Origin of the sequence: Pseudoalteromonas sp. SG45-2, from assembly GCF_014164115.1 — a bacterium.
Taxonomy (GTDB): Bacteria; Pseudomonadota; Gammaproteobacteria; order Enterobacterales; family Alteromonadaceae; genus Pseudoalteromonas; species Pseudoalteromonas distincta.
Genome location: NZ_JACJEO010000010.1, coordinates 1 through 23,449, shown reverse-complemented (window position 1 = coordinate 23,449; position 23,449 = coordinate 1). Strand labels below are relative to the sequence as shown.

Here is a 23,449-nt window from a genome sequence, read left to right as displayed (position 1 = left end):
AAACACTAGAAAGTGAGTTGCCATTTACCCCCGAAGAATTACAAGGTGATGATTTAGACGGTGAGGCGCAGGGAGTCGCTTCCAGCCAAGCTGAGCAGGACTTATCAAATGCGCTTTCTGAAAATAATGATTTAGATAGTTTAGAAGACGATTTTGATGATGAAATTTTAATTGAAGACGATTTTTCTGACTTAGATGTTGAGTTTGACGAAGATATTTTAGAGCAAGCGCTAACTGATGAGTTATCAGACGAGCAGCAAGAGCAAACAAATGCAGAGCGCGAAGCACAGTTAACAAACTCAGATGAAGCAGGTAGCACTAATATTAGCTCTGACGATGAACTTGATGAAGAGTTTATGTCAAATTTGACGCAAACTGATTTTGATTCATTACTTAGTGAGTTAGCGGAGCCTGAAGAATTAAGTGCTGAGGATAGCAGTGAATTTGATGTCGACTTTGACAGCTTGCTAAAAGAAGACTTAGAGGAAGATGACTCATTAACTACAAAAGAGCCACTTGTTGAAAGTAGTGATATTGAGCAACTTGATAATGATGAATTTGTAGATATAGATTCATTATTAGAAGAAAGTGAAGAGGCTGAACTTGAACACGAACCTTACACCGACGTTAATATGGATGTCGGTTTGAGTGAGTTTGATGCATTACTTGCTGGTGATAACCCAACCGATGTTGATGCTGAAAGTGGTGGTTATTCAGCTAAACTAGATTTAGCGCGTGCTTATATTGAAATTGATGATTTTGATTCTGCGCTCAAGGTCATTGAGGATGTCATCAACAAAGGCCCAGAAGAAGTTCAAGAAGAGGCACTTAGTTTAAAAGCGAAACTAAAATAACAAATTGTTAAAAAAACCCTTAATTGGTTATTCTAATTAAGGGTTTTTTTATGGATGTTAGTTTAATTATAACAAGGGAAAGCAACGCATTAACGAAGTGAATTTTATAGTATGTAATTGTTATAAAAGAATAATTTACATCGTAATTATTAAGTTATTTGATTCATTGAAATGATCATGTTTTTAATAAAAAGGGTATTACCGCACACCTCCTTTTATTGCGTCGAGAGATAGCATAAAATGCCGTGTTCATTAGCACAGTAGGTAAAGCAGTAATTATGCGAGTAGCACTTGGAGTTGAATACAACGGCGTACGCTATAGTGGGTGGCAACGTCAATCACATGTAAATAGCGTACAACAAGAAGTAGAAAAGGCATTGTCGCGTATTTGTAATCACCCAGTTGAAGTAGTATGTGCGGGGCGAACTGATGCGGGTGTGCACGGTACAGGTCAAATAATACATTTTGAAACTGAAGCTTCGCGTGACATGGTCGCATTTACAATGGGTATGAATACCTTATTGCCTAAAGATATTGCTATTCGCTTTGCACAACCAGTTGCTGTCGATTTTCATGCTCGTTTTAGTGCAACCGCTCGCCGATACCGCTATATTATTTATAACTCTCCTTTTCGAGGAGCAGTGTTAAACGAAGGGGTTACGCATTTTCATCACCCATTAGATGAAGTTAAAATGCAGGAAGCCTGTCAGTATTTGATCGGGACACACGATTTTACATCTTTTCGAGCGATCCATTGTCAAGCAAATACACCGACTCGCACTATTCATCATTTATCGGTACAGCGCCAAGGGTGTTACGTTATTATTGATATTAAGGCGAATGCGTTCTTGCATCACATGGTACGTAATATAACGGGGAGCTTGATGGATATTGGCATACATAAGCAACAGCCCATTTGGTTGAAAGAATTACTTGATTGTAAAGAGCGTGCTAAAGCAAGTGCTACAGCTAAAGCTGCAGGTTTATACTTGGTTGATGTCGATTATCCTGAAGAGTTTAATATTCCTAAAATGCCTTTAGGTCCATTGTTTTTACCTGACGCTGAAATTTAGTTATGGTTGCCGTTAGTGTTTTTTATGAACACTTTTAACTACTAAGACCAGTTTTTTATACCGCGTTAGTGTAATTCATGTTTTAATTGAAAAAATTTGTCTGCTAATTGCTATTGGCAGGCTCGCGACACAGAACAGCATTAAGAGAGTTGCAAATGAGTTGGCTAGAAAAAATCTTACCTAAAACGACAAAATCATCAGGTCGTAAAGAAATCCCAGAAGGTGTTTGGGCTAAGTGCACATCGTGTGATTCAATTTTATATAAAGCTGAATTAGAAAAGTCATTAAACGTATGTCCTAAGTGTGACCACCACATGCGTGTTAGTGGCCGTAAGCGCCTGGAGCACTTTTTAGATGAAGGTGACCGTCAAGAGCTTGGCACACAACATGAGCCTAAAGACATTCTTAAGTTTAAAGATTCTAAAAAATACTCTGATCGTATCAGTGCAGCCCAAAAAGCAAGTGGTGAAAAAGATGCACTTGTAGCTATGAAAGGCCGATTAAAAGGCATTCCAGTTGCAGCAGTAGCATTTGAGTTCTCATTTATGGGTGGCTCAATGGCTTCTGTTGTTGGCGCTCGCTTTGTTGATGCTGTTGATCAATGTTTAGAGCATAACATGCCGCTTATTTGTTTTTCTGCATCAGGCGGTGCACGCATGCAAGAAGCGCTTATGTCGCTTATGCAAATGGCTAAAACAAGTGCTGCACTTGCAAAAATGACTGAAAAAGGTCTTCCGTTTATTTCAGTCATGACTGACCCAACTATGGGTGGTGTATCTGCATCGCTTGCTATGCTGGGCGATATTAACGTTGCAGAACCTAAAGCGTTAATTGGTTTTGCAGGTCCTCGTGTTATTGAGCAAACAGTTCGCGAAACATTACCTGAAGGCTTTCAGCGTAGTGAATTTTTGCTTGAACACGGTGCAATTGACATGATTATTGACCGCCGTGAAATGCGCGATACCCTTGCACGCATTTTAGCTAAATTTATGAACTTGCCTTCTACGGAACAAGAGCATAGAGTAGCGTAAATTTCAGCTTTACTGATTACACGCTATGACAAAAAAAATTCCTAGCCAATCATCAAGCCTTGATGATTGGCTTTTTTATTTAGAAAGTGTTCACCCAGCTAACATTGCTATGGGCTTAGAACGAGTTGCTAATGTTGCTAACAATATTGGCCTGTTAAACACTCCAAGTAAAATTATTCTTATTGCCGGTACAAACGGTAAGGGCACCACAGCACGGTGCTTAGAGTCGCTATTGCTAGCGCAAGGTTTCAGTGTGGGTACTTACGCATCTCCACATTTAATTCGTTATAACGAGCGTGTACGAGTTAATGGGGAAGAATTGGCAGACCAATTTCATATAGATGCTTTTCACCAGCTTGAGCAAGGCCGTAAAGACACTGCTCTGACTTATTTTGAATATGGTACTTTGGGGGCGTTGGCAATTTTTAAACGCTGTAACGTCGATTATGTATTACTAGAGGTTGGTTTAGGTGGACGCTTTGACGCCACAAATATAGTCACTCCCTTTGCAAGCGTGATCACCACTATAGACTTAGACCATAAAGAGTACTTAGGTGATACCCGTGAGTTAGTGGCTTATGATAAAGCCGGTATTTTTCGTGAAAATACGCCCGCTATTATAGGGGATTTAAATATTCCTCACACAATGACTGATTACGGCAAAGAAATTAATGCCAACATGACGCTGTCGGGCAGTGACTTTATTTTTAAAGAAAATGCTGAGAGCTTTAATTGGCAATATAAAGAACATAATCTTGAAATAGATAAGCCTGCAATACCGTGTCAAAATGCAGCTACCGCATTAACCACGCTCAGTGTTTTAAACTTATTACCAAGTGAATCAATTATACGAAGTTGTTTAGCTAATTTAGTTGTCGAAGGGCGCTTTCAACAGTTAAGTGTTGAGCCTTTAGTCTTTACCGACGTAGCACACAACCCTGAGTCGGCGCGTTATTTAGCCAATAAGTTATCAAGCTATAAAGATAAAGGCTTTAAAATTCATGCATTAGCCGCTATGCTTGCTGATAAAGATAAAGCGGGTGTATTTAAAGAAGTAAGTCACTTGGTCGATGAGTGGTCATTAGCGAGCTTAAGTGGCCCGCGAGGCGACACTGCAAGTAATTTACAAAATGCACTGCACGAATTGTCTCATCATAATACTATTAATAGCTATGATAGTGTGGCACAAGCACTGAATGTAATTTTACCAGAACAACAAAGTGATACTATGTTGATTATATTTGGTTCATTTTTTACAGTTGCTGGCGCTATTAATTACTTTAAAAAATAGAGAGGATGTCGGTGAACTCAAGTTTTATTAATCGCTTAGTCGGAACAAGTATAGTGGTGATCGCAGCAATTGTGTTTATCCCTAATATACTCGATGGCGAAAAAGTGCATTATAAAGAAGGCTTTAAAGCGATCCCAGACCGCCCTGAGTTCAAAACAATCGATCTTCAAGAGTCAATTGATGAAAATATGGCTAATGCTGAGCCACTAAAGCAAGATGAAATTGAAGACATTCAAGCTGACGATGAAGCTTTTGAGCAGCAAAGCGCGATGGATGAGAGTGATTACGCTGTGGAAGATAAAGTTGTTGAAGCAACTATAGAACCCAAAGCTACACCAATTACAAAAGCGCCTGTTCAAGCTAAGCCAGAGCCAATTGCACCACGTAAAAGTGATGAAAACCTAACGAGTATGGCCTATGTTATTCAATTAGGTAGTTTTTCACATGTTGCAAACGTTAAAGCATTACAGGCTAAATTAAAGGCTGAAGGGTTTAAAACGTTTACTAAACCGATTAAAACCCCAAATGGGACACTAACCAAAGTATTTGTTGGTCCTTCGCTTGATAAAAGTGAATTACAAAAGCAGCTCCCCCAGCTCAAAGAGCTTACTAAATTAAATGGTAAAGTTACGCAGTACGAAGTAACAAAATAATTTTAAAAAGGCTTGTATAACAAGCCTTTTTTTTATTTATTTATATTTTTTTTATCATTATCTTTATCTCACAATACCTACACTAGAATGTTAATTTTTTGTATTAACTACAACCCAGTAATCTCCCGTTTAAACTTGCATACTAACGATGTTTGGGTATAGAATGCGCCCCAAATTAGCGACTAATTGGTTCTTATGATCTGGGTTGATTACGCCATTATTGGCATCATTGTATTGTCTACCATCATCGGTTTAATACGCGGCTTTGTAAAAGAAGCAATGTCATTAGCGGTATGGGCTGGCGCCTTTATCATCTCTAGCTTATTTTACCAATATTTAGCTTCCTTCCTAACAACCATTTCTGAACCCCTTTTAAGAAATGCGGCGGCCATAGCCATATTATTCTTTGCGACGCTACTGTTAGGCGGTTTACTAAACTACATTTTAGGTGAGCTCGTACATCGTACTGGTTTATCGGGTACCGACCGTGTCTTTGGCATAGTGTTTGGTGCTCTACGAGGCGTGTTGGTCGTGAGCGCGTTACTCTTCTTTCTTGATGCTTTTACTGGTGCACCCAATACGCACTGGTGGGGCAATTCTATTTTGATTCCAGAATTTGGCTTTGTTGTTGAATGGTTCTTTTCGTACCTAGAAAACAACTCGAGCTTTTTAAATTCAGTAAACCGTTAATCGGCGAGGATAAATTACATGTGTGGTATCGTTGGAATAGTCGGAACATCCCCTGTCAATCAGGCGATTTATGATGGCTTAACTGTTTTGCAGCACCGTGGTCAAGATGCCGCGGGTATCATTACCATTGAGAATAATACGTTCAGCTTACGCAAAGCAAATGGCTTAGTGAAAGATGCCTTTCACACTCGTCATATGAAACGACTACAAGGTACGATAGGTCTTGGCCATGTGCGCTATCCTACAGCAGGGTCTTCAAGCTCATCTGAAGCACAGCCTTTTTATGTTAACTCACCGTTTGGTATAGCACTTGCCCATAATGGCAACCTTACTAATGCAGAAGCTTTAAAAGAGCAGTTATTCTCAGAAGCACGTCGTCATGTAAATACAACATCTGATTCAGAAATCTTACTCAACATCATGGCACATGAACTAAGTAAATCTGATAAGTTGCATTTAGACCCTGAAGATATATTTACTGCGGTAACCGAGGTAAATAATAAAGTAAGCGGTGGTTATGCAACAATTGCTATGATCATTGGTCACGGTATTGTTGCTTTTCGCGACCCTAATGGTATCCGCCCACTTGTATTTGGCAAACGTGAGACTGCAAAAGGCACTGAGTACATGTTCGCCTCAGAAAGCGTTGCGTTAAAACCGGATGGTTTTGAGTTTGTACGTGACGTTGCCCCTGGTGAAGCTATATATGTTACAGAAGAAGGTGAATTTCATTCACTTAGTTGTGCAGATAAAGCATCTTACTCGCCGTGTATTTTTGAATTTGTTTATTTTGCTCGACCTGATTCAACAATAGACCGTATGTCTGTGTACGCAACACGCGTAAACATGGGCACAAAACTAGGTGAAAAAATTGCACGCGAATGGGCTGATAAAGACATTGATGTAGTTATCCCAATCCCAGAAACTTCATGCGATGTAGCACTGGAAATTGCACGTGTGCTTGATTTACCGTATCGCCAAGGTTTTGTTAAAAACCGTTATATCGGTCGTACATTTATCATGCCTGGCCAAGAGATGCGTAAAAAATCAGTGCGTCAAAAGCTAAATGCAATTGATCGCGAGTTTAAAGGTAAAAACGTATTATTGGTTGATGACTCAATTGTTCGTGGTACAACATCAGCACAAATTGTTGAAATGGCTCGAGAGTCTGGTGCTAAAAATGTTTACTTTGCATCCGCAGCGCCTGAAATACGCTTCCCTAATGTGTACGGTATTGATATGCCTTCAGCAGCAGAGCTTATTGCTCACGGACGTGAAGTGGAAGATATTAATGCAAGTATTGGTTCTGACGGTTTAATCTTTCAATCGTTAAAAGATTTAATAGCTGCGGTTAGCCAAGAAAATCCTGAAATTACTAAGTTTGAAACCTCAGTATTTGATGGGCAATATATTACAGGCGACATTGATCAAAACTATTTAAATCGTATTGATGAGCTACGTAACGATTCAGCAAAAAGCACCCGCGAAAGTGCGATGTCTTCAAGTTTAGAGATTCACAACCAAGACGAAAACGAAGCTGATTAATAATTAGTTAATAAAAAGTCGTTACATAAAAAAAGGAGCTAATTAGCTCCTTTTTTGCGAAGGAAAGAAAGGGAACATTTCTATCAAACACGACTCTTTTTTAGCTAAACTTTATTAAGTAAACATTGGACTAACAATCCCATTTGTCCAAAGCATAGCTGTTACAGCTAAAATAATAACTAGTAATATTAATCCACACGTTACAACCGAGCTGGCATAAATAAAGCCACGCTCTTCTGGAATATGCATAAGTATTGGTACGCCGGTATAAAGTAAGTAGACCGAGTAAGCTAGTGCAATAATTCCAATACACACTACAAACCAAAGTACAGGCCAAAAGGCGGCAAGCGCCGACATAAACACAGGTGTTGCAGTATAAGCTGCAAGTTCAAGTGTTTGTGTAAATGTAGGCTTAGAGCCAAATGTAACGGCCATCCAATGAGCCAAATACGCCAATGCAAAAACACCCGCTATTAAAGCAAAATACATTGCAACTGCAATTAATAGCGCACTATCGTGCGTTAAAAATACAGGATCGCCTGCGCCTATACTCCATCCTAAATAAACAGATGAGTAATAACCCATTATTGAAGGAAACAAAGCAATCAGTAAAATATGCGACAAACTATAGGTTAAACTTTCATGGCGATTATCTATTGTTTGCCATTCTTCAAGTGGGTGAGCATAAATGCCCCAGAGGTGATTTAATATCATAGTACTTACTCCATAAAAGGAACGTATTACTGTTTTGGTTGGTTTATTTTTATACAGTCTATGTACAGTTATGGTTCACTTATTTTGCAAAGTCAAGTTAACTCACTATTAACATTTTGCACAGGTTAGGGCTTTGATTTATCCCAAACAAAATTTCGTGTTAAAATAATGGCATATCAAATTTATTTAGTAATGAGCAGTCAACGTGCCACATAGCCAACTTTTAGAGCCGATCAATAACTTTTTAGTGTGTACAACCCCACAGCAGTGGGTGGAGCAGGCAATTAAAAAAGAGAACTTATCAGTAATCTTAATCGATCACTTAATTTGTGAGTTAAAAGCGGCTCAAAGTGCGATGTTTTTAATACGTAAATACGCTGTTGATAAAGAGGGCAGTGATGCCTTACTCGAGTGGCTAAAGCCATTTGAAACGCTTATTTATAAGCGTGAAGGAAATTGGCGTGATCTCGCGGCTAAAAATAAGCTAACTAAATCAATAATTCCTAAATCTAATTCGCCATATGGACAAGATTTAATTGATAAAATGGTATTGTTGATAAAAGAAGAGTTGCATCATTTTTACCAAGTGCTCGAAATTATGGACGAGTACGGTGTAGAGTACCAAAGCATTACACCATGTCGTTATGCAAAAGGCATGCTTCGTCATGTTAAAACGTTTGAGCCAAACGCCCTTGTTGATAAATTAATTGTAGGCGCTTACATTGAGGCGCGTTCATGTGAGCGTTTCGCAAAGCTTGCGCCGCATGTTGACAAACGTTTAGGTGATTTTTATATTTCGCTGCTGCGCTCTGAAGCCCGTCATTACCAAGATTATCTAACTTTAGCGCAAGAAATTGCTGATTTTGATATTACCGAACGAGTTAAAGAATTTGGCGAGATTGAAGCCGAATTAATTTCATCACAGGATGAAGATTTTAAGTTTCATAGTGGCCTGCCAATAGCAGAAAGCTAATTTTCTTTTAAAAAATTAATGTATTCAGCTGTTTTTTGATTGCTGAAATTGTGTTTCTTCATGATTTCAGCAATGCTTCCGTTTTCAATTATTATATCAATCCCTCTATTAAACTTTTGTAAGTACTCTTTTGCCCTGTAATTTGATTTAGAGACAACTAAATATAGTTTATGAGAAGCAAGATCTGGCAATAAGTACTCAATTTTATTCTTATCTAAATCAACTTCGTTATTGTGCTCAAGCCAATACTTCCCTACTTCTTTAGTGCCTGCGACCAAATCAATACGTCCTTGTTGTAGCAGGTATAAACTTGTAGGAAGGCTTTTAGTGGATGTTATTGCCAGCTCAGTATTTCTTGTAAACTCTTGGCTTACAAAGGCATTATCTTCTGTACCAATACTATAAGGTGTTAATGATTTAACTGTACCATCGAAGTTAATAGCACTCTCTTTGCGTTTAAAAATTCCTGAATGAGCAACTGCAAGTGGGCGGGAGTAGTAAAAAACTTCATTTCTTTTTAATGAATAAAAAGCGCCTAAAATAGCTGTTTTTCTCTTTTTTTCTAATAGCTTTAGGGCGCGGTCCCATGTCGTAAACTCGGCTTCGCTATTAATGCCTTGAGTTTTAAGGGCTGATTGAGTGATTTCATATAACCAACCGTTATCAGGAAGGTTTTCGCTAAAATAGGGAGGGTAGTTTTCAGTAACAATTTGCCATGTTTGCTCGCTAAATACTTTGGTAGGAATGGCAATTACTACGATGAAAATTAACAGCTTAATCATTAAACCTCTCACTATTATTCAAATATATAGTTAAATAATAGTCAGGATTTTAAATTATGCGAAAGGCGTGCTAATTAATTCTTGTGATTGAGGGGTAACGACTAAATAAGAGCCTTGGGTATACCAGTCACCTAGCACTGTACGGGTAAGCGTTTGTTCATTAACTTTATAGGTATGAACATTAGGGCGGTGAGTATGACCATGAATCATATTAGTAACGTTATGTTTGGCAAAGGTGGCAAGCACGGCTTCATCTACAACGTCTAAAATTTCGATAGGTTTATCAGCTTGGCTCAACTTACTTTTTTCACGGGCATTACGCGCTATTTTTTTACGATACCAAAGTGGCATTGCAAGCATTAATTTTGGCCACCACCAACCACGGCTTTTTTTACGAAATTTTTGATACTCAGTATCTTGAGTACACATTTCGTCGCCATGTAAAATAACGGTAGGCGTACCATATAAATCAATGACTGTTTGTTCTTCGAGTAAAGTCATTGCGGCCATGTCTGCATATTGCTTGCGCATGATGAAATCACGGTTGCCATGTATAAAATAAACAGGTGTCCCACCATCATTAACGGCGCTTAAATGCTTTGCTACATCGGCACTCAGCGCTGTAATGTAGTCATCTCCAACCCATACTTCAAAAAAATCACCCAAAATATAAAGTGCATCTACATCTTTATTTAGTATATGCGTATTTAAAAAGTCAAAAAATGCAGCGCTAATGTCGGGGCGGTTTTCGCTTAGGTGTAAATCTGCAATAAAGTAAGTTTGGCGAGTCATAGGTCAGTCTTTTCGATATAAATAAAGCGGGCGTATACACATTGGTAAATGCCCGCTGATACTCCACATTACGTGGGTAAACTTACTATTAGCTAACAGTAACGCTTTCGATGATCACATCTTCAAGAGGCACGTCTTGGTGAAAACCAGTACTACCTGTTGCTACGCCTTTTATTTTATTTACTACGTCCATGCCTTCTACTACTTCAGCAAAAACACAGTAACCCCAGCCTTGCGATGTTTCGCTACTGTGGTTTAAAAAGTCGTTGTTATTCACGTTAATGAAAAACTGCGCTGTAGCTGAATGAGGATCAGGTGTACGTGCCATTGCTAAAGTACCTATCTTGTTAGATAGGCCATTATTAGCTTCATTTTTAATTGGGTCGTTAACTTCTTTTTGTTCCATACCTGGTACAAAACCACCGCCTTGAACCATAAAACCATCGATTACACGATGAAAGATAGTGCCGTTGAAAAAATCAGCATTTGCATACTCTAAAAAGTTTTTAACAGTGTTTGGAGCTTCTTGCTCAAACATTTTAATGGTGATGTCACCAAAATTGGTGTGTAGAACAACCATGTGTTTTCCTATATCTGGTTTAAATATTGGCGCTATTTTATCGTAGTTGGCTAAGATTAACAAAGTAGATGTTTGGTTTGTTATAAAGCGCTAGAGCAGGGGCTTTTCAAGTGGTAACATAACTGTTCAAGTAAATAGTCAAGGACTCAAAGTAAATGGTAAATATATACAACACACTCACGCGACAAAAAGAGCAATTTAAACCTATGGTCGAAGGCAAAATCGACATGTATGTGTGTGGTATCACCATTTATGATTACTGCCATATTGGACACGCTCGTACTTTTGTTGGTTTTGACGTTATTGTGCGCTACTTACGTCATATTGGTTACGATTTAAAATATGTACGTAACATTACAGATATCGACGATAAAATAATTAAACGTGCAAATGAAAATGGTGAGTCAATAAACGACTTAACTGTGCGCATGACTAAAGCGATGCATGAAGATTTTGATAGCCTAAATATGCTACGCCCAGATGTTGAACCAACAGTTACAAGCCATATGGATGAAATTATCGTTATGGTTAAGCGCTTGATTGAAAAAGGCCATGCCTATGTTGCAGCTGATGGCGATGTTTTGTTTGATGTATCAACGTTTGAGCAATATGGTGCGCTTTCTCAGCAAGATTTAACTATGTTGCAATCGGGCTCTCGCGTAGAAGTGGCTCAAGATAAAGACGATCCGCTTGATTTTGTGTTATGGAAAAAAGCCAAAGCAGGTGAGCCATCATGGTCATCACCGTGGGGTGAAGGGCGTCCTGGTTGGCATATTGAATGTTCGGCAATGAGCTCAAAACACTTAGGTGAGCATTTTGATATTCACGGTGGGGGGTCTGATTTACAGTTTCCACATCATGAAAACGAAATTGCCCAGTCGTGCTGTGCAAACAACGGCAAGTATGTAAATACATGGATACATACTGGCATGGTGCAAGTAAATAAAGAAAAAATGTCTAAGTCGTTAGATAACTTTTTTACTGTGCGTGAAGTTTTAAAAGCATACGATGCCGAATCTGTTCGTTACTTTTTAATTTCAGGGCATTACCGCAGCCAATTAAATTACTCACAAGAAAATTTAGACCAAGCGCGTTCATCACTTGAACGCATTTATACAGCGCTTCGTGATGTCGTACCGGTAGAGTGCGACTTAGAAGGCAATGAGTTTGTTGTTAAGTTTAGAAAAGCAATGAATGATGACTTTAATACACCAGAAGCACTACCTGTGTTGTTCGAACTTGCTAAAGAATTAAACCGCGTAAAAGAAAGTGACGCAGGTCAAGCTGGCAAGTTAGCGTTTATACTGCGTAGCCTCGGTGAAGTGTTAGGTGTTGCTCAACAAGCACCGGAAGCTTTTTTACAAGGTGGGCAAGATGACGACGAAGTTGCGACAATTGAAGCATTAATTGTAAAACGTAATGAAGCACGTGCTAGTAAGGACTGGGCTGCTGCTGATGAAGCACGTGATGCACTTAATGCATTAGGTGTAATACTTGAAGATTCAGCTGGTAAAACAACGTGGCGTAAAGCGTAAGCGTTTAAAGTAATTCAGGTCAAACTAAAAAAGGGTTGCCAAATGGCAACCCTTTTTTGATTTTTTAACAGCTTAGCTGTGATACTTTTCACACGCTTCAAGTGTGTTTTCAATTAAGCTTGCGACAGTCATCGGGCCAACGCCACCTGGTACAGGTGTAATAAAATGCGCTTTTTGTTCGGCCACACTGTATTGAACATCACCGACTAATTTACCCGTATCTAAGCGGTTAATGCCCACATCGATAACAATAGCGCCTTCTTTTATCCAATCTCCCGGTATAAATTCAGGTTTACCGACAGCCACAACTAATAAGTCAGCGCGGCGAACATGTGTTTCTAAGTCTTGAGTAAATTTATGGCACACAGTGGTAGTACAACCTGCTAATAAAAGCTCTAACGACATTGGACGACCAACAATATTTGACGCGCCAACGACAACTGCATGCATCCCTTTATAACGTACACCCGTTGAATCAAGTAATGTAATAATACCTTTAGGGGTACATGGGCGAAGGGCAGGCATACGCTGTGCTAATCGACCAATGTTATATGGATGAAATCCATCAACATCTTTATGTGGGGTAATACGTTCTAAAATCTTTTCAGCATCAAGACCTTTTGGCAGTGGTAACTGCACTAAAATTCCATCAACTTCGGCATCATTATTTAGCTCGTCAATTAAATCTAAAAGAGTTTGCTCTTGTGTGTCTGCTGGTAAATCAAATGATTTAGAGATAAAACCTACTTCTTCACAGGCTTTACGTTTTGAACCAACATAAACTTGGCTTGCTGGATCAAGTCCTACAAGTACTACTGCAAGTCCTGGTGCACGTAAACCATTTGCTACACGTTCACTTACGCGTTCTGCTACAGCGCTACGTACTTGTTTTGCGATTGCCTTACCATCAATGATGTTTGCCGTCATGGGTGACCTTTAATTGGGGTTAATTAACTAGATACCGATACTCTAAAAACGAATGCATAATAAAATAGGGGTAAAAATGCTAATAAAGAAAAATACGCTCTTTATTTAACTCGTTTTATAATGTGCCTACTATTTTCGCAGAAAAGCATAGCAGCGCCAAGTTGCTTTTAAGGTATATAACGTTTGAGCTGTTAAATAGTTTAAAATTCAGCCGACTATTGTAATATTTAACCATTGTGCACTAAAAATGAGCACTTGATTGGTTTTCTTAAAAAAACGTTTGACCTAACCCCGTCAAATCACTATTATGCACCCCGTTGTCAACGAGGTCACTCGCTAGCAATAATAAGTTTCGGCGATTAGCGCAGTTTGGTAGCGCACTTGGTTTGGGTCCAAGGGGTCGCAGGTTCAAATCCTGCATCGCCGACCATTTTTTTATAATTTTTTATAATCGAATAGCTTATTGGTAAACTATGAAGTTTTCGATGCGCCCATAGCTCAGCTGGATAGAGCAACGCCCTTCTAAGGCGTCGGTCGAAGGTTCGAATCCTTCTGGGTGCACCATTTGAAAACATGTAAATATAGCGGTGATTGTAGCTCAGTTGGTAGAGCCCCGGATTGTGATTCCGGTTGTCGTGGGTTCGAGCCCCATCAGTCACCCCATTTACAACGAATATCGGCGATTAGCGCAGTTTGGTAGCGCACTTGGTTTGGGTCCAAGGGGTCGCAGGTTCAAATCCTGCATCGCCGACCATTTTCTTAAAATGGTCTTAAACTCTCAGTTTAAGTGTTCAGTATGAAAAAAGAAGTTAACTCTTCAATGTCGGCGATTAGCGCAGTTTGGTAGCGCACTTGGTTTGGGTCCAAGGGGTCGCAGGTTCAAATCCTGCATCGCCGACCATTTTCTTATCCAATAAGAACAATAAGTAAACTCCTCTAAGTTATAAATCTAAATCTGTTAGCCTATAATTCTATTAAATAATTTCTATTTTATTCTATTTAGTCCGTAGTTAGCCTGTTTTTTATTCAGTTAGTCTTTATAGTCCCTTATCTAGTCCAAATAATTGCCCCCTATACTCGACTATCATAAATATTAGGTTATAATGCCGCGTCTATTGTTTAACATAGTGCCCGAAGGGCAAAGCAGCAATGGTGTCTCATGGTAGCGACGGATGCTTTTAAGTGTGGAAAACCGCTTAAACTTTATCAAGACTCATGCAGAACACTTTGTTTGTAAAGGAAGGCGAACAGTCGCCAAAATTGAATATTGAGGTAAATCATGCAAGTTTCTGTTGAGACGACCCAAGGCCTTGAGCGCCGTATAACTATCACCGTTCCTTCAGAGAACGTTGAGACCGAAGTAAAAAAACGCCTACAACAACTGTCAAAAACACAGCGTATAGATGGTTTCCGTGCTGGTAAAGTTCCAGTATCTGTAATTAACAAGCGTTTTGGCCCTGCAGTTCGTCAAGAAGTTGCTGGCGAAGTAATGCAACGTAATTACATTGAAGCAATCGTTTCTGAAAAAATCAATCCAGCTGGCGCGCCTACATTCGCTCCTAAATCACTTGAAGCAGGTAAAGATTTAGAATTCTCAGCAACGTTTGAAGTTTACCCTGAAGTTGAAGTTCAAGGTCTAGATAAAATTACTGTTGAAAAACCAGCAGTAACAGTAACTGACGAAGATTTAGCTAACATGCTAGAAACACTTCGTAAGCAACACGCAGCGTGGGCTGATGTTGATGCAGCTGCTGGCGAAAACGACCGTGTAACAGTTGATTTCGTAGGTACTATCGACGGTGAAGTATTTGAAGGCGGCAAAGCTGAAGACTTCCCATTAGAACTTGGCCAAGGTCGTATGATCCCAGGTTTTGAAGATAACATCGTAGGTAAAAAAGCAGGCGAAGAAGTAGTTGCTGATGTAACTTTCCCTGATGATTACCACGCTGAAAACTTAAAAGGTAAAGCGGCTCAATTCACTATCACAGTGAAAAAAGTTGAAGCGCAAGAATTACCAGAATTAAGCGAAGAGTTTGCAACTAAATTCGGTGTTACCGAAGGCGGCGTAGACGCGCTTAAAGAAGAAGTTAAAAAGAACATGACACGTGAGCTAGACCAAGCGGTTAAAGCAAGCGTTAAAGACCAAGCAATCAAAGGTCTTTTAGCTAACAACGAAATCGAAGTGCCTAAAGCACTTGTTGATCAAGAAGTTGATGCTCTACGTCAGCAAGCAGCTCAACGTTTTGGCGGCGACGCTCAAAACATGCCAGAGCTTCCAGCTGAATTGTTCCACGAGCAAGCTGTAACACGTGTAAAAACTGGCCTTTTATTAGGTGAAGTGATTAAAGCTAACGACATCAAAGTTGATGATGCTAAAGTTGAAGCATTAATCGCAACAGTAGCTTCTGCATACGAAGATCCAACTGAAGTAGTAGAATACTACAAAGGTAATGATCAACTTATGCAGCAAATGCGTAATGTAGCAATGGAAGAGCAAGCTGTTGAAGCTATTTTAGCTAAAGCAGTTGTTACTGATGTTGAAAAAGCATTTGATGACATCATGAATCCACAGCAAGGTGCTTAATAAGTCATTGACTTAAGCTCTCGCTAACGATTAAATGGCTCGTGTTACTCTGTTTATACAGCGTGCCCGGGCCATTTTAGTTTTTGGCTCTAAATTTGCGAAAAACGATAACTATGCTTCCTTATAATAAGGATAAGTATAAGCGCATAAGGAATTAAATAAGTATGAATACTGGTATTACAGATCCCCTAAATGCATTGGTCCCAATGGTTGTTGAACAAACACCAAAAGGCGAGCGCTCGTATGATATTTATTCGAGATTATTAAAAGAGCGTATTATCTTTTTAACAGGTCAAGTTGAAGACAACATGGCAAATCTGATCTTAGCGCAAATGCTATTTTTAGAATCAGAGAACCCTGATAAAGATATCTTTTTATATATCAACTCACCAGGTGGTTCAGTAACTGCGGGTATGGCTATTTACGACACAATGAACTTCATCAAACCAGATGTAAGTACAATATGTGTAGGTCAAGCTGCAAGCATGGGTGCTTTTTTACTTACTGCTGGTGCTAAAGGTAAGCGTTTTTGCCTACCAAACTCACGTGTGATGATTCACCAACCATTAGGTGGTTTCCAAGGTCAAGCATCTGACTTTGAAATACACGCTAAAGAAATTCTGTCTATTAAAGATAAGCTTAACCGCTTAATGGCTGAGCATACAGGCCAACCATTAGATATTATCTCTAAAGACACTGATCGTGATAACTTCATGAGTGCTTCGCAAGCTGTAGATTACGGCTTGGTAGACTCTGTATTTACAAATCGCGACAAAAAGTAAGCGCTGGTAAGCAGGACTGCCTGTTTGCCACTTTGAGTTACTATGCGAAAACCAATAAATTTTGGTATAGTTAAAGCGTATTGAAATAGCCGCCAATAGTTTTGGTGGCCAACGTAATAAAATGAGGTAGCTGAATGTCTGACACTCCTACAGACGGCGACAAAAGTAATAAATTGTTATACTGCTCTTTTTGTGGCAAAAGCCAACATGAAGTGCGTAAATTAATTGCAGGCCCTTCAGTATACGTTTGTGATGAATGTGTAGAGTTGTGTAACGATATTATCAGGGAAGAGATCAAAGACATTGCTCCTAAGCATGATACGTCTGACAAACTACCTGTACCAAAAGAAATTCGTAAACACTTAGATGATTATGTTATTGGTCAAGACCATGCTAAAAAAGTATTGTCTGTTGCCGTTTATAACCATTATAAACGCCTACGTAACCAATCGACTAAGCAAGACATTGAATTAAGTAAAAGTAATATTTTGCTTATCGGCCCAACAGGTAGTGGTAAAACATTACTTGCAGAAACATTAGCGCGCCTACTTGACGTGCCGTTTACTATGGCTGATGCCACTACATTAACCGAAGCAGGTTATGTAGGTGAAGATGTTGAAAACATCATTCAAAAGCTTTTACAAAAGTGCGATTACGATGTTGAAAAAGCACAGCGCGGTATTGTCTACATCGATGAAATTGACAAGATTTCTCGTAAATCAGATAATCCTTCAATTACGCGTGACGTATCAGGCGAGGGCGTTCAACAGGCGCTACTTAAACTGATTGAAGGTACCGTTGCTTCTGTTCCACCGCAAGGGGGTCGTAAACATCCACAGCAAGAGTTTTTACAAGTAGATACATCTAAAATCTTGTTTATTTGTGGTGGTGCATTTTCAGGCCTAGATAAAGTAATTGAGCAACGTAGCCATAAAAACACCGGTATCGGTTTTGGCGTTAGCGTAAAAGAGTCTGCGGCGAGTCGTTCTTTAAGTGAAACATTTAAAGACGTAGAGCCAGAAGATTTAGTTAAATATGGCTTAATTCCTGAGTTCATAGGTCGTTTGCCGGTAGTGGCTACGTTAACAGAACTTGATGAAGCAGCTCTTGTACAAATATTGAGTGAACCTAAAAACGCGATTACTAAACAGTTTTCAGTATTGTTTGGTATGGAAGACGTTGAACTTGAGTTTCGCGATGATGCCTTAGCTGCAATTGCCCACAAAGCAATGGAGCGTAAAACAGGCGCACGTGGTCTTCGTTCAATTGTTGAAGGTGTACTACTTGATACTATGTACGAGCTTCCTTCAATGGATGATGTAAGCAAAGTAGTTATTGATGAAACCGTTATTAAAGGTGAGTCAGATCCAATCTTGATTTATGAAAATAATAAACAAGATAAAGCTGCATCAGAATAGTTTTTAAGCTATTTGAATGGAAAAAGGAGCCTTAGGCTCCTTTTTTTATAATTAATTTAATCGAGTTAGGGAAAATTGTTGAACTTTAATTAGGTTATCCCCATATACTTGAGTAATCTTTAAAATAAATGAAGTGCGAAGAGAAACTATAATGACGCTTGAGAGAACCGACCGAGTCGAAATCCCAGTCCTTGCACTGCGCGATGTTGTGGTATACCCGCACATGGTGATCCCGCTTTTTGTTGGCCGTGAAAAATCAATAAAATGCCTAGAAGCGGCAATGGACAAAGACAAACAAATTTTCTTGGTTGCACAAAAAGATGCAACTGTAGATGAACCAGAGCAAGATGATATTTATCGTATCGGTACTATTGCCACTGTACTTCAGTTATTAAAATTACCAGACGGTACAGTTAAAGTTTTAGTCGAAGGTACACAGCGCGCACAAATTGAAGAATTTGTAGATAACGATGACTTTTTTGTCGCTAATGCTCAATTTATTGAATCTGATTCTGTAGATGAACAAGAGCAAGATATTTTTATCCGAAGCGCAATTAGCCAGTTTGAAGGCTATGTAAAGCTAAATAAAAAAATTCCACCTGAAGTACTAACTTCGGTTTCAGGTATTGATGAGCCAGCACGTCTTGCCGACACAATGGCAGCGCATATGCCGCTTAAAGTACCTGAAAAACAAAAAGTGCTCGAAATTTCAAGTGTCACAGAACGTCTTGAATATTTAATGGCACTAATGGAAGGCGAAATAGACTTATTGCAAGTTGAGAAGAAAATTCGTACCCGCGTTAAAAAGCAGATGGAAAAATCTCAGCGCGAGTATTACCTCAATGAGCAAATGAAAGCCATTCAAAAAGAACTTGGTGAGCTTGATGATGTGCCTGATGAATTTGAAGCGCTTAAAAAGCGTATTGAAGATTCTGGCATGCCTGATGAAGCTAAAGAAAAGGCAACTACAGAGCTCAATAAGCTTAAAATGATGTCGCCAATGTCTGCAGAAGCAACTGTAGTGCGTTCATACATAGATACATTAATTAATGTGCCATGGAAAAAACGCTCTAAAGTGAAAAAAGACTTAGCAGGCGCACAAAAAATTCTTGATAGCGATCACCACGGCTTAGATAAAGTAAAAGAACGCATTATTGAGTACCTCGCAGTACAACAGCGTACTAATAAGCTCAAAGGGCCAATTTTATGTTTAGTTGGACCACCAGGTGTTGGTAAAACATCACTTGGGCAATCTATTGCACGTTCGACTGGTCGTAAGTATGTTCGTATGGCGCTTGGCGGCGTACGTGATGAAGCTGAGATTCGCGGTCATCGTCGTACATACATAGGTTCAATGCCAGGTAAGCTAATTCAAAACATGACAAAAGTGGGCGTTAAAAACCCATTATTCTTATTAGATGAAATCGATAAAATGTCATCGGACATGCGCGGCGACCCAGCATCAGCATTGTTAGAGGTGCTTGATCCGGAACAAAACAGTCATTTTGCCGATCACTATCTTGAAGTCGATTACGATTTATCTGACGTTATGTTTGTAGCAACATCAAACAGCTTTAACATTCCTGGTCCATTATTAGATCGTATGGAAGTTATTCGCTTGTCGGGTTACACCGAAGATGAAAAGCTAAACATTGCAAAAGAGCACTTAATTACTAAACAAGTTAAACGTAACGGTTTAAAAGAGTCTGAAATAGTTATCGAAGACAGCGCAATTATTGGCATTATTCGTTATTACACACGTGAAGCGGGTGTACGTAACTTAGAGCGCGAAATTTCGAAACTATGCCGTAAAGCCGTTAAAAATATCTTACTTGAAAAAGACACTAAAATAGTGACCATCAATCAAGATAACCTAGAAGAGTTTTTAGGTGTGCAGCGCTTTGACTATGGCAAAGCTGAAGATGGCGACCGTATTGGTCAAGTTACAGGCTTAGCATGGACAGAAGTTGGCGGTGATTTGCTAACAATTGAATGTGCGGCAGTGCCAGGTAAAGGCAAGTTAAGTTACACCGGCTCTCTTGGCGATGTAATGCAAGAGTCGATTCAAGCGGCAATGACGGTTGTGCGTAATCGAGCAGATACTTTCCGTATTAACAGCGACTTTTACGAAAAACGTGATATTCACGTACACGTACCTGAGGGCGCAACACCAAAAGATGGTCCTAGTGCGGGCGCAGCAATGGTAACGGGTCTTGTATCTAGCTTAACGGGTAATCCTGTACGAGCAGATGTTGCTATGACTGGTGAAATTACATTACGCGGTGAAGTACTTCCGATTGGTGGTTTAAAAGAGAAGTTATTAGCGGCGCATCGTGGTGGAATTAAAACAGTGATCATTCCAAAAATTAACGAACGTGACTTAAAAGAGATACCAGACAACGTGCTGGCAGGTCTTGATATTCACCCAGTTACTTGGATTGACGAGGTGTTAAAGCTTGCTTTAGTGTATCCTGTTGAGAGTTTTTCGGTCGAAACACCTAAAAACCAAGAAAAAACATAAAAAAAGTGCTTTTTAGGGCTTTTCAAATCTAAACGGTATGATAAGTTAAGCACTGGTTTTCAAGCCTAGCCCTTACGGGGCCTAGGCTTAAGAAAAATATAATCATGTGGGCATTAAAAGTTTGCTCTAAAATTTTCAAAAAAGTGATGTTAGTTTAAAAAACCATCGCTCTTGATAATAACAATGAAAGAGGATGATATTGTGAATAAATCTCAATTAATCGATCAAATCGCAGCTGATGCTGACATTTCTAAAGCGGCTGCAGGTCGTGCACTAGATTCATTCATCGAATCTGTATCTGGCGCGCTAAAAGATGGCGACTCAGTTGCACTTGTAGGTTTTGGTACTTTCTCAGTACGTGAACGTGCTGCACGTTCAGGCCGTAACCCGCAAACTGGTGAAACTATCCAAATTGCTGCTGCAACTATTCCAGCTTTCAAAGCCGGTAAAGCGCTTAAAGACGCAGTAAACTAATCACTGTTTTAAACACATTAGTTATGGCGAGTGTAAAGTTACTGATTCACCACAACAGATGAGTTAAGTAACTTTTCCGCCAGTTACTTCAAGTGAAAAAGCGTATCTGGTAAGATACGCTTTTTTTACATGTGACAAGGTAAAATACCTTGATCAAAAAGAGATAAACAAATGCTTGAGAAAATCAGAGAAGGTTCGCAAGGACCTGTAGCCAAAATAATTTTAGGCGCGGTGATTTTATCTTTTGCCTTAGCAGGGATCGGTAGTTACTTAGGTCAAACCACAGAACAACCCGTTGCTGAAGTAAATGGAATTAAAATTAGTCAAACCGATTTTAACCGTGCTTACCAAAATGAACGTAGCCGTTTAGAGCAACAATTTGGTGAATACTTTACACAAATTGCAGCTGATCCAAATTACATGGCACAAATTCGTCAAGGTGTAGTTGACCGCTTAGTACAACAAGAATTGCAATCACAGCTAGCGGCTGATTTAGGCCTTCGCGTAAGCGACGAAAGTGTACGTAAAACAATTTTAGAATTACCGTACTTTCAAATTGGTGAAAAATTTAATAACGACCGTTACCTACAAGTAATTCGTCAAATGAATTTTCAACCAGATGCTTTTCGTGAATATTTACGTAAAGATATGACACGCAGCCAGGTAGTATCTGCTGTTGCAGGTACAGACTTTGCTCTAGAGAGCGAGCTGAAAAGCGCAATTGCTCTTCAGCAGCAAACTCGTAGTATTGATTACGTAGTTGTAAACAAAGAGGCACTTGCCGCGAATGTTGAAGTATCAGATCAAGAAGTATCTGATTACTACGACTTAAACGCATCTCAATTTTTATCTCCAGAGCTTATTTCAGTAAGTTACATTGAGCTTAAAGCAGCAGATATCAATGTTGAATCGGTAACCGAGGATGACGTTAAAGCGTATTATGAGCAAAACAAAGCACAATACGTTGAGCCAGAAAAGCGTCGCGTATCACATATCTTAATTGATAACAGTGAAGACGATGATGCAGCAAAAGAAAAAGCCAATGCTCTTCATGCACAGCTAGAGCAAGGTGCAGACTTTGCTGAGTTAGCACAATCATCGTCTGACGATATCGTTAGTGGCGAAATGGGCGGCGATCTTGAGTGGATTGAGCGTGATGTAATGGACCCTGCATTTGAAGACGCGGCTTTCGCGCTTGAAAATAAAGGTGATATTTCTGACGTTGTTACTTCTGAGTTTGGTTATCACATAATTAAACTTACTGACATTCAACCACAACAAGTTAAAGCGTATGACGATGTTAAAGCTGACTTACGTGCTGAATTAGAACAAGCTGAAAAAATAGATGCATTTTACGAAAAGCAAACTGAAATGGGTGCACTTGCATTTGAAATTTCAGACCGCTTAGATGATGCTGCAGAAGTTGCTGAAGTGGAAGTTAAATCTACACCTCTTTTAGCACTTAATGCTCTACCAGAGCCGTTAAACAGCCCTGCAGTTGTTACAGCATTAACATCAGTTGATTTACTTGAAGATAAAGTAAATTCTGAAGTTATTGAGCTTGGCGATGAGCATGCAATCATTGTTCGTATTAACGAGCATAAAGCTGCTGCTACTAAGCCGTTAGACGAAGTAAGCGAGGAAATTAAAGCGCGTTTAGTGAATGAAAAATCATCTGAGCTTGCTAAAGAAAAGGCACGTAGCTTATTTGCAGAAGTACAAGCAGGTAAGAGCTTAAACGATGTTGCTAACGAGCAAAGCTTAACACTTCGCCAAGAAGCGCAGTTAACACGTCAAAGCTACACTGTTTCACCTGCTATTGTGACTCAAGCTTTTAAAATGGCTCACCCAGCGGATTCTGCGGTAGTCGATCTCGTTAATTTAAATAATGGTGATGCAGCAATTGTTGCGCTTAAGTCGGTAACGGATGCACAAGTTGCAGCTAATATTGACCCTCAAGCAAAACAAAGCATTACTATGGCGCAAGCTAATAAAAACTACATGGTATTTATTGAAGCGCTTAAAGCCAATGCTGAGCTTAACTTACCAACGGCTACACAAACTGTTGAGTAATTAATTTTAGCTCATAAAGAAAGGCGCTTTTAAAGCTGTCTCTTATACACAAATCCCTGCTAAGAAATTAGCGGGGATTTTTTTGAACTAAATCTCAATGTCATGATCAGATCTTCAAATCTTGTTTGAGGGCACATTATGATTAACGAACATACTC

General features: G+C 39.4%; 20 protein-coding genes and 5 tRNA genes. 20 read left to right on the top strand and 5 right to left on the bottom strand.

Annotated elements, in window-relative coordinates; genetic code table 11:
* The 7 genes from H5116_RS08920 to purF all read left to right on the top strand — a co-directional run.
* Window positions 1–854: FimV/HubP family polar landmark protein (locus tag H5116_RS08920; RefSeq protein WP_310735989.1), on the top strand; the 854-nt coding region annotated here is incomplete at its 5' end.
* Window positions 855–1,132: 278 nt separating this feature from the next.
* Window positions 1,133–1,927 (top strand): tRNA pseudouridine(38-40) synthase TruA, encoded by a 795-nt coding sequence (gene truA / locus H5116_RS08915; RefSeq protein ID WP_165724236.1) that lies wholly within the window; start codon window positions 1,133–1,135, stop codon window positions 1,925–1,927.
* A 155-nt stretch (window positions 1,928–2,082) separates the two neighbouring features.
* Window positions 2,083–2,958 carry an acetyl-CoA carboxylase, carboxyltransferase subunit beta gene (accD, locus tag H5116_RS08910; RefSeq protein WP_007376856.1) on the top strand — a complete coding sequence of 292 codons (876 nt, stop codon included), beginning with the start codon at window positions 2,083–2,085 and terminating at the stop codon, window positions 2,956–2,958.
* Window positions 2,959–2,983: 25 nt separating this feature from the next.
* Complete coding sequence (gene folC, locus H5116_RS08905) at window positions 2,984–4,249, top strand: bifunctional tetrahydrofolate synthase/dihydrofolate synthase (protein WP_002958358.1); 1,266 nt, start codon at window positions 2,984–2,986, stop codon at window positions 4,247–4,249.
* A gap of 11 nt (window positions 4,250–4,260) precedes the next feature.
* A complete protein-coding gene (locus H5116_RS08900) occupies window positions 4,261–4,902 on the top strand; it encodes an SPOR domain-containing protein (RefSeq protein ID WP_002958357.1) in 642 nt (213 codons plus the stop codon).
* A 195-nt stretch (window positions 4,903–5,097) separates the two neighbouring features.
* Window positions 5,098–5,592: a CvpA family protein gene (locus tag H5116_RS08895; protein WP_002958356.1), complete on the top strand. Its 495-nt coding sequence runs from the start codon at window positions 5,098–5,100 to the stop codon at window positions 5,590–5,592.
* Between the two features lie 18 nt (window positions 5,593–5,610).
* The gene (gene purF, locus H5116_RS08890) at window positions 5,611–7,137 is read left to right on the top strand and encodes an amidophosphoribosyltransferase (protein ID WP_024596369.1); all 1,527 of its coding nucleotides are present in this window, start codon (window positions 5,611–5,613) and stop codon (window positions 7,135–7,137) included.
* 114 nt (window positions 7,138–7,251) lie between these two features.
* Here the strand turns inward: purF and H5116_RS08885 are convergent, their stop codons facing one another.
* Complete coding sequence (locus H5116_RS08885) at window positions 7,252–7,851, bottom strand: Yip1 family protein (protein WP_024596370.1); 600 nt, start codon at window positions 7,849–7,851, stop codon at window positions 7,252–7,254.
* A gap of 205 nt (window positions 7,852–8,056) precedes the next feature.
* On the opposite strand from H5116_RS08885, the gene miaE reads away from it, so the two are divergent.
* Window positions 8,057–8,824 carry a tRNA isopentenyl-2-thiomethyl-A-37 hydroxylase MiaE gene (miaE, locus tag H5116_RS08880; RefSeq protein ID WP_182696375.1) on the top strand — a complete coding sequence of 256 codons (768 nt, stop codon included), beginning with the start codon at window positions 8,057–8,059 and terminating at the stop codon, window positions 8,822–8,824.
* Here the strand turns inward: miaE and H5116_RS08875 are convergent.
* From H5116_RS08875 to H5116_RS08865, 3 genes are all read right to left on the bottom strand, one after another.
* On the bottom strand, window positions 8,821–9,606 hold the full coding sequence (locus H5116_RS08875) for a transporter substrate-binding domain-containing protein (RefSeq protein WP_138488746.1): 786 nt from the start codon (window positions 9,604–9,606) through the stop codon (window positions 8,821–8,823). The two genes, miaE and H5116_RS08875, sit on opposite strands and share 4 nt — an antisense overlap.
* 54 nt (window positions 9,607–9,660) lie before the next feature.
* A complete protein-coding gene (locus H5116_RS08870) occupies window positions 9,661–10,398 on the bottom strand; it encodes a UDP-2,3-diacylglucosamine diphosphatase (protein ID WP_182715986.1) in 738 nt (245 codons plus the stop codon).
* An 88-nt stretch (window positions 10,399–10,486) separates the two neighbouring features.
* On the bottom strand, window positions 10,487–10,978 hold the full coding sequence (locus H5116_RS08865; protein WP_002958350.1) for a peptidylprolyl isomerase: 492 nt from the start codon (window positions 10,976–10,978) through the stop codon (window positions 10,487–10,489).
* A gap of 155 nt (window positions 10,979–11,133) precedes the next feature.
* Between H5116_RS08865 and cysS the strand changes: the two genes are divergently transcribed.
* On the top strand, window positions 11,134–12,513 hold the full coding sequence (gene cysS / locus H5116_RS08860; protein ID WP_182715985.1) for a cysteine--tRNA ligase: 1,380 nt from the start codon (window positions 11,134–11,136) through the stop codon (window positions 12,511–12,513).
* A gap of 72 nt (window positions 12,514–12,585) precedes the next feature.
* Here cysS and folD read toward each other — a convergent pair whose 3' ends face one another.
* Window positions 12,586–13,440 carry a bifunctional methylenetetrahydrofolate dehydrogenase/methenyltetrahydrofolate cyclohydrolase FolD gene (folD, locus tag H5116_RS08855; protein WP_002958348.1) on the bottom strand — a complete coding sequence of 285 codons (855 nt, stop codon included), beginning with the start codon at window positions 13,438–13,440 and terminating at the stop codon, window positions 12,586–12,588.
* Window positions 13,441–13,793: 353 nt separating this feature from the next.
* Between folD and H5116_RS08850 the strand changes: the two genes are divergently transcribed.
* From H5116_RS08850 to H5116_RS08800, 11 genes are all read left to right on the top strand, one after another.
* Window positions 13,794–13,870 (top strand) — tRNA-Pro (locus tag H5116_RS08850).
* 57 nt (window positions 13,871–13,927) lie between these two features.
* A tRNA-Arg gene (locus H5116_RS08845) sits at window positions 13,928–14,004 on the top strand.
* Between the two features lie 23 nt (window positions 14,005–14,027).
* Window positions 14,028–14,103, top strand: a tRNA-His gene (locus tag H5116_RS08840).
* A 14-nt stretch (window positions 14,104–14,117) separates the two neighbouring features.
* Window positions 14,118–14,194, top strand: a tRNA-Pro gene (locus tag H5116_RS08835).
* A 70-nt stretch (window positions 14,195–14,264) separates the two neighbouring features.
* A tRNA-Pro gene (locus tag H5116_RS08830) sits at window positions 14,265–14,341 on the top strand.
* A 378-nt stretch (window positions 14,342–14,719) separates the two neighbouring features.
* Entirely contained in the window at window positions 14,720–16,024 is a 1,305-nt protein-coding gene (gene tig, locus H5116_RS08825; protein WP_002958347.1) for a trigger factor, read from the top strand.
* Between the two features lie 164 nt (window positions 16,025–16,188).
* Window positions 16,189–16,806, top strand: coding sequence for an ATP-dependent Clp endopeptidase proteolytic subunit ClpP (clpP, locus tag H5116_RS08820; RefSeq protein ID WP_002958346.1), 618 nt, complete (start codon window positions 16,189–16,191; stop codon window positions 16,804–16,806).
* A gap of 134 nt (window positions 16,807–16,940) precedes the next feature.
* Window positions 16,941–18,224 carry an ATP-dependent protease ATP-binding subunit ClpX gene (clpX, locus tag H5116_RS08815; RefSeq protein ID WP_002958344.1) on the top strand — a complete coding sequence of 428 codons (1,284 nt, stop codon included), beginning with the start codon at window positions 16,941–16,943 and terminating at the stop codon, window positions 18,222–18,224.
* 151 nt (window positions 18,225–18,375) lie between these two features.
* Window positions 18,376–20,745: an endopeptidase La gene (gene lon, locus H5116_RS08810; protein WP_182715984.1), complete on the top strand. Its 2,370-nt coding sequence runs from the start codon at window positions 18,376–18,378 to the stop codon at window positions 20,743–20,745.
* 183 nt (window positions 20,746–20,928) lie between these two features.
* Window positions 20,929–21,219, top strand: a complete 291-nt coding sequence (locus H5116_RS08805) for an HU family DNA-binding protein (protein WP_158000827.1) — start codon at window positions 20,929–20,931, stop codon at window positions 21,217–21,219.
* A gap of 171 nt (window positions 21,220–21,390) precedes the next feature.
* The gene (locus H5116_RS08800) at window positions 21,391–23,292 is read left to right on the top strand and encodes a SurA N-terminal domain-containing protein (RefSeq protein WP_182696377.1); all 1,902 of its coding nucleotides are present in this window, start codon (window positions 21,391–21,393) and stop codon (window positions 23,290–23,292) included.
* Window positions 23,293–23,449 lie beyond the last annotated feature (157 nt).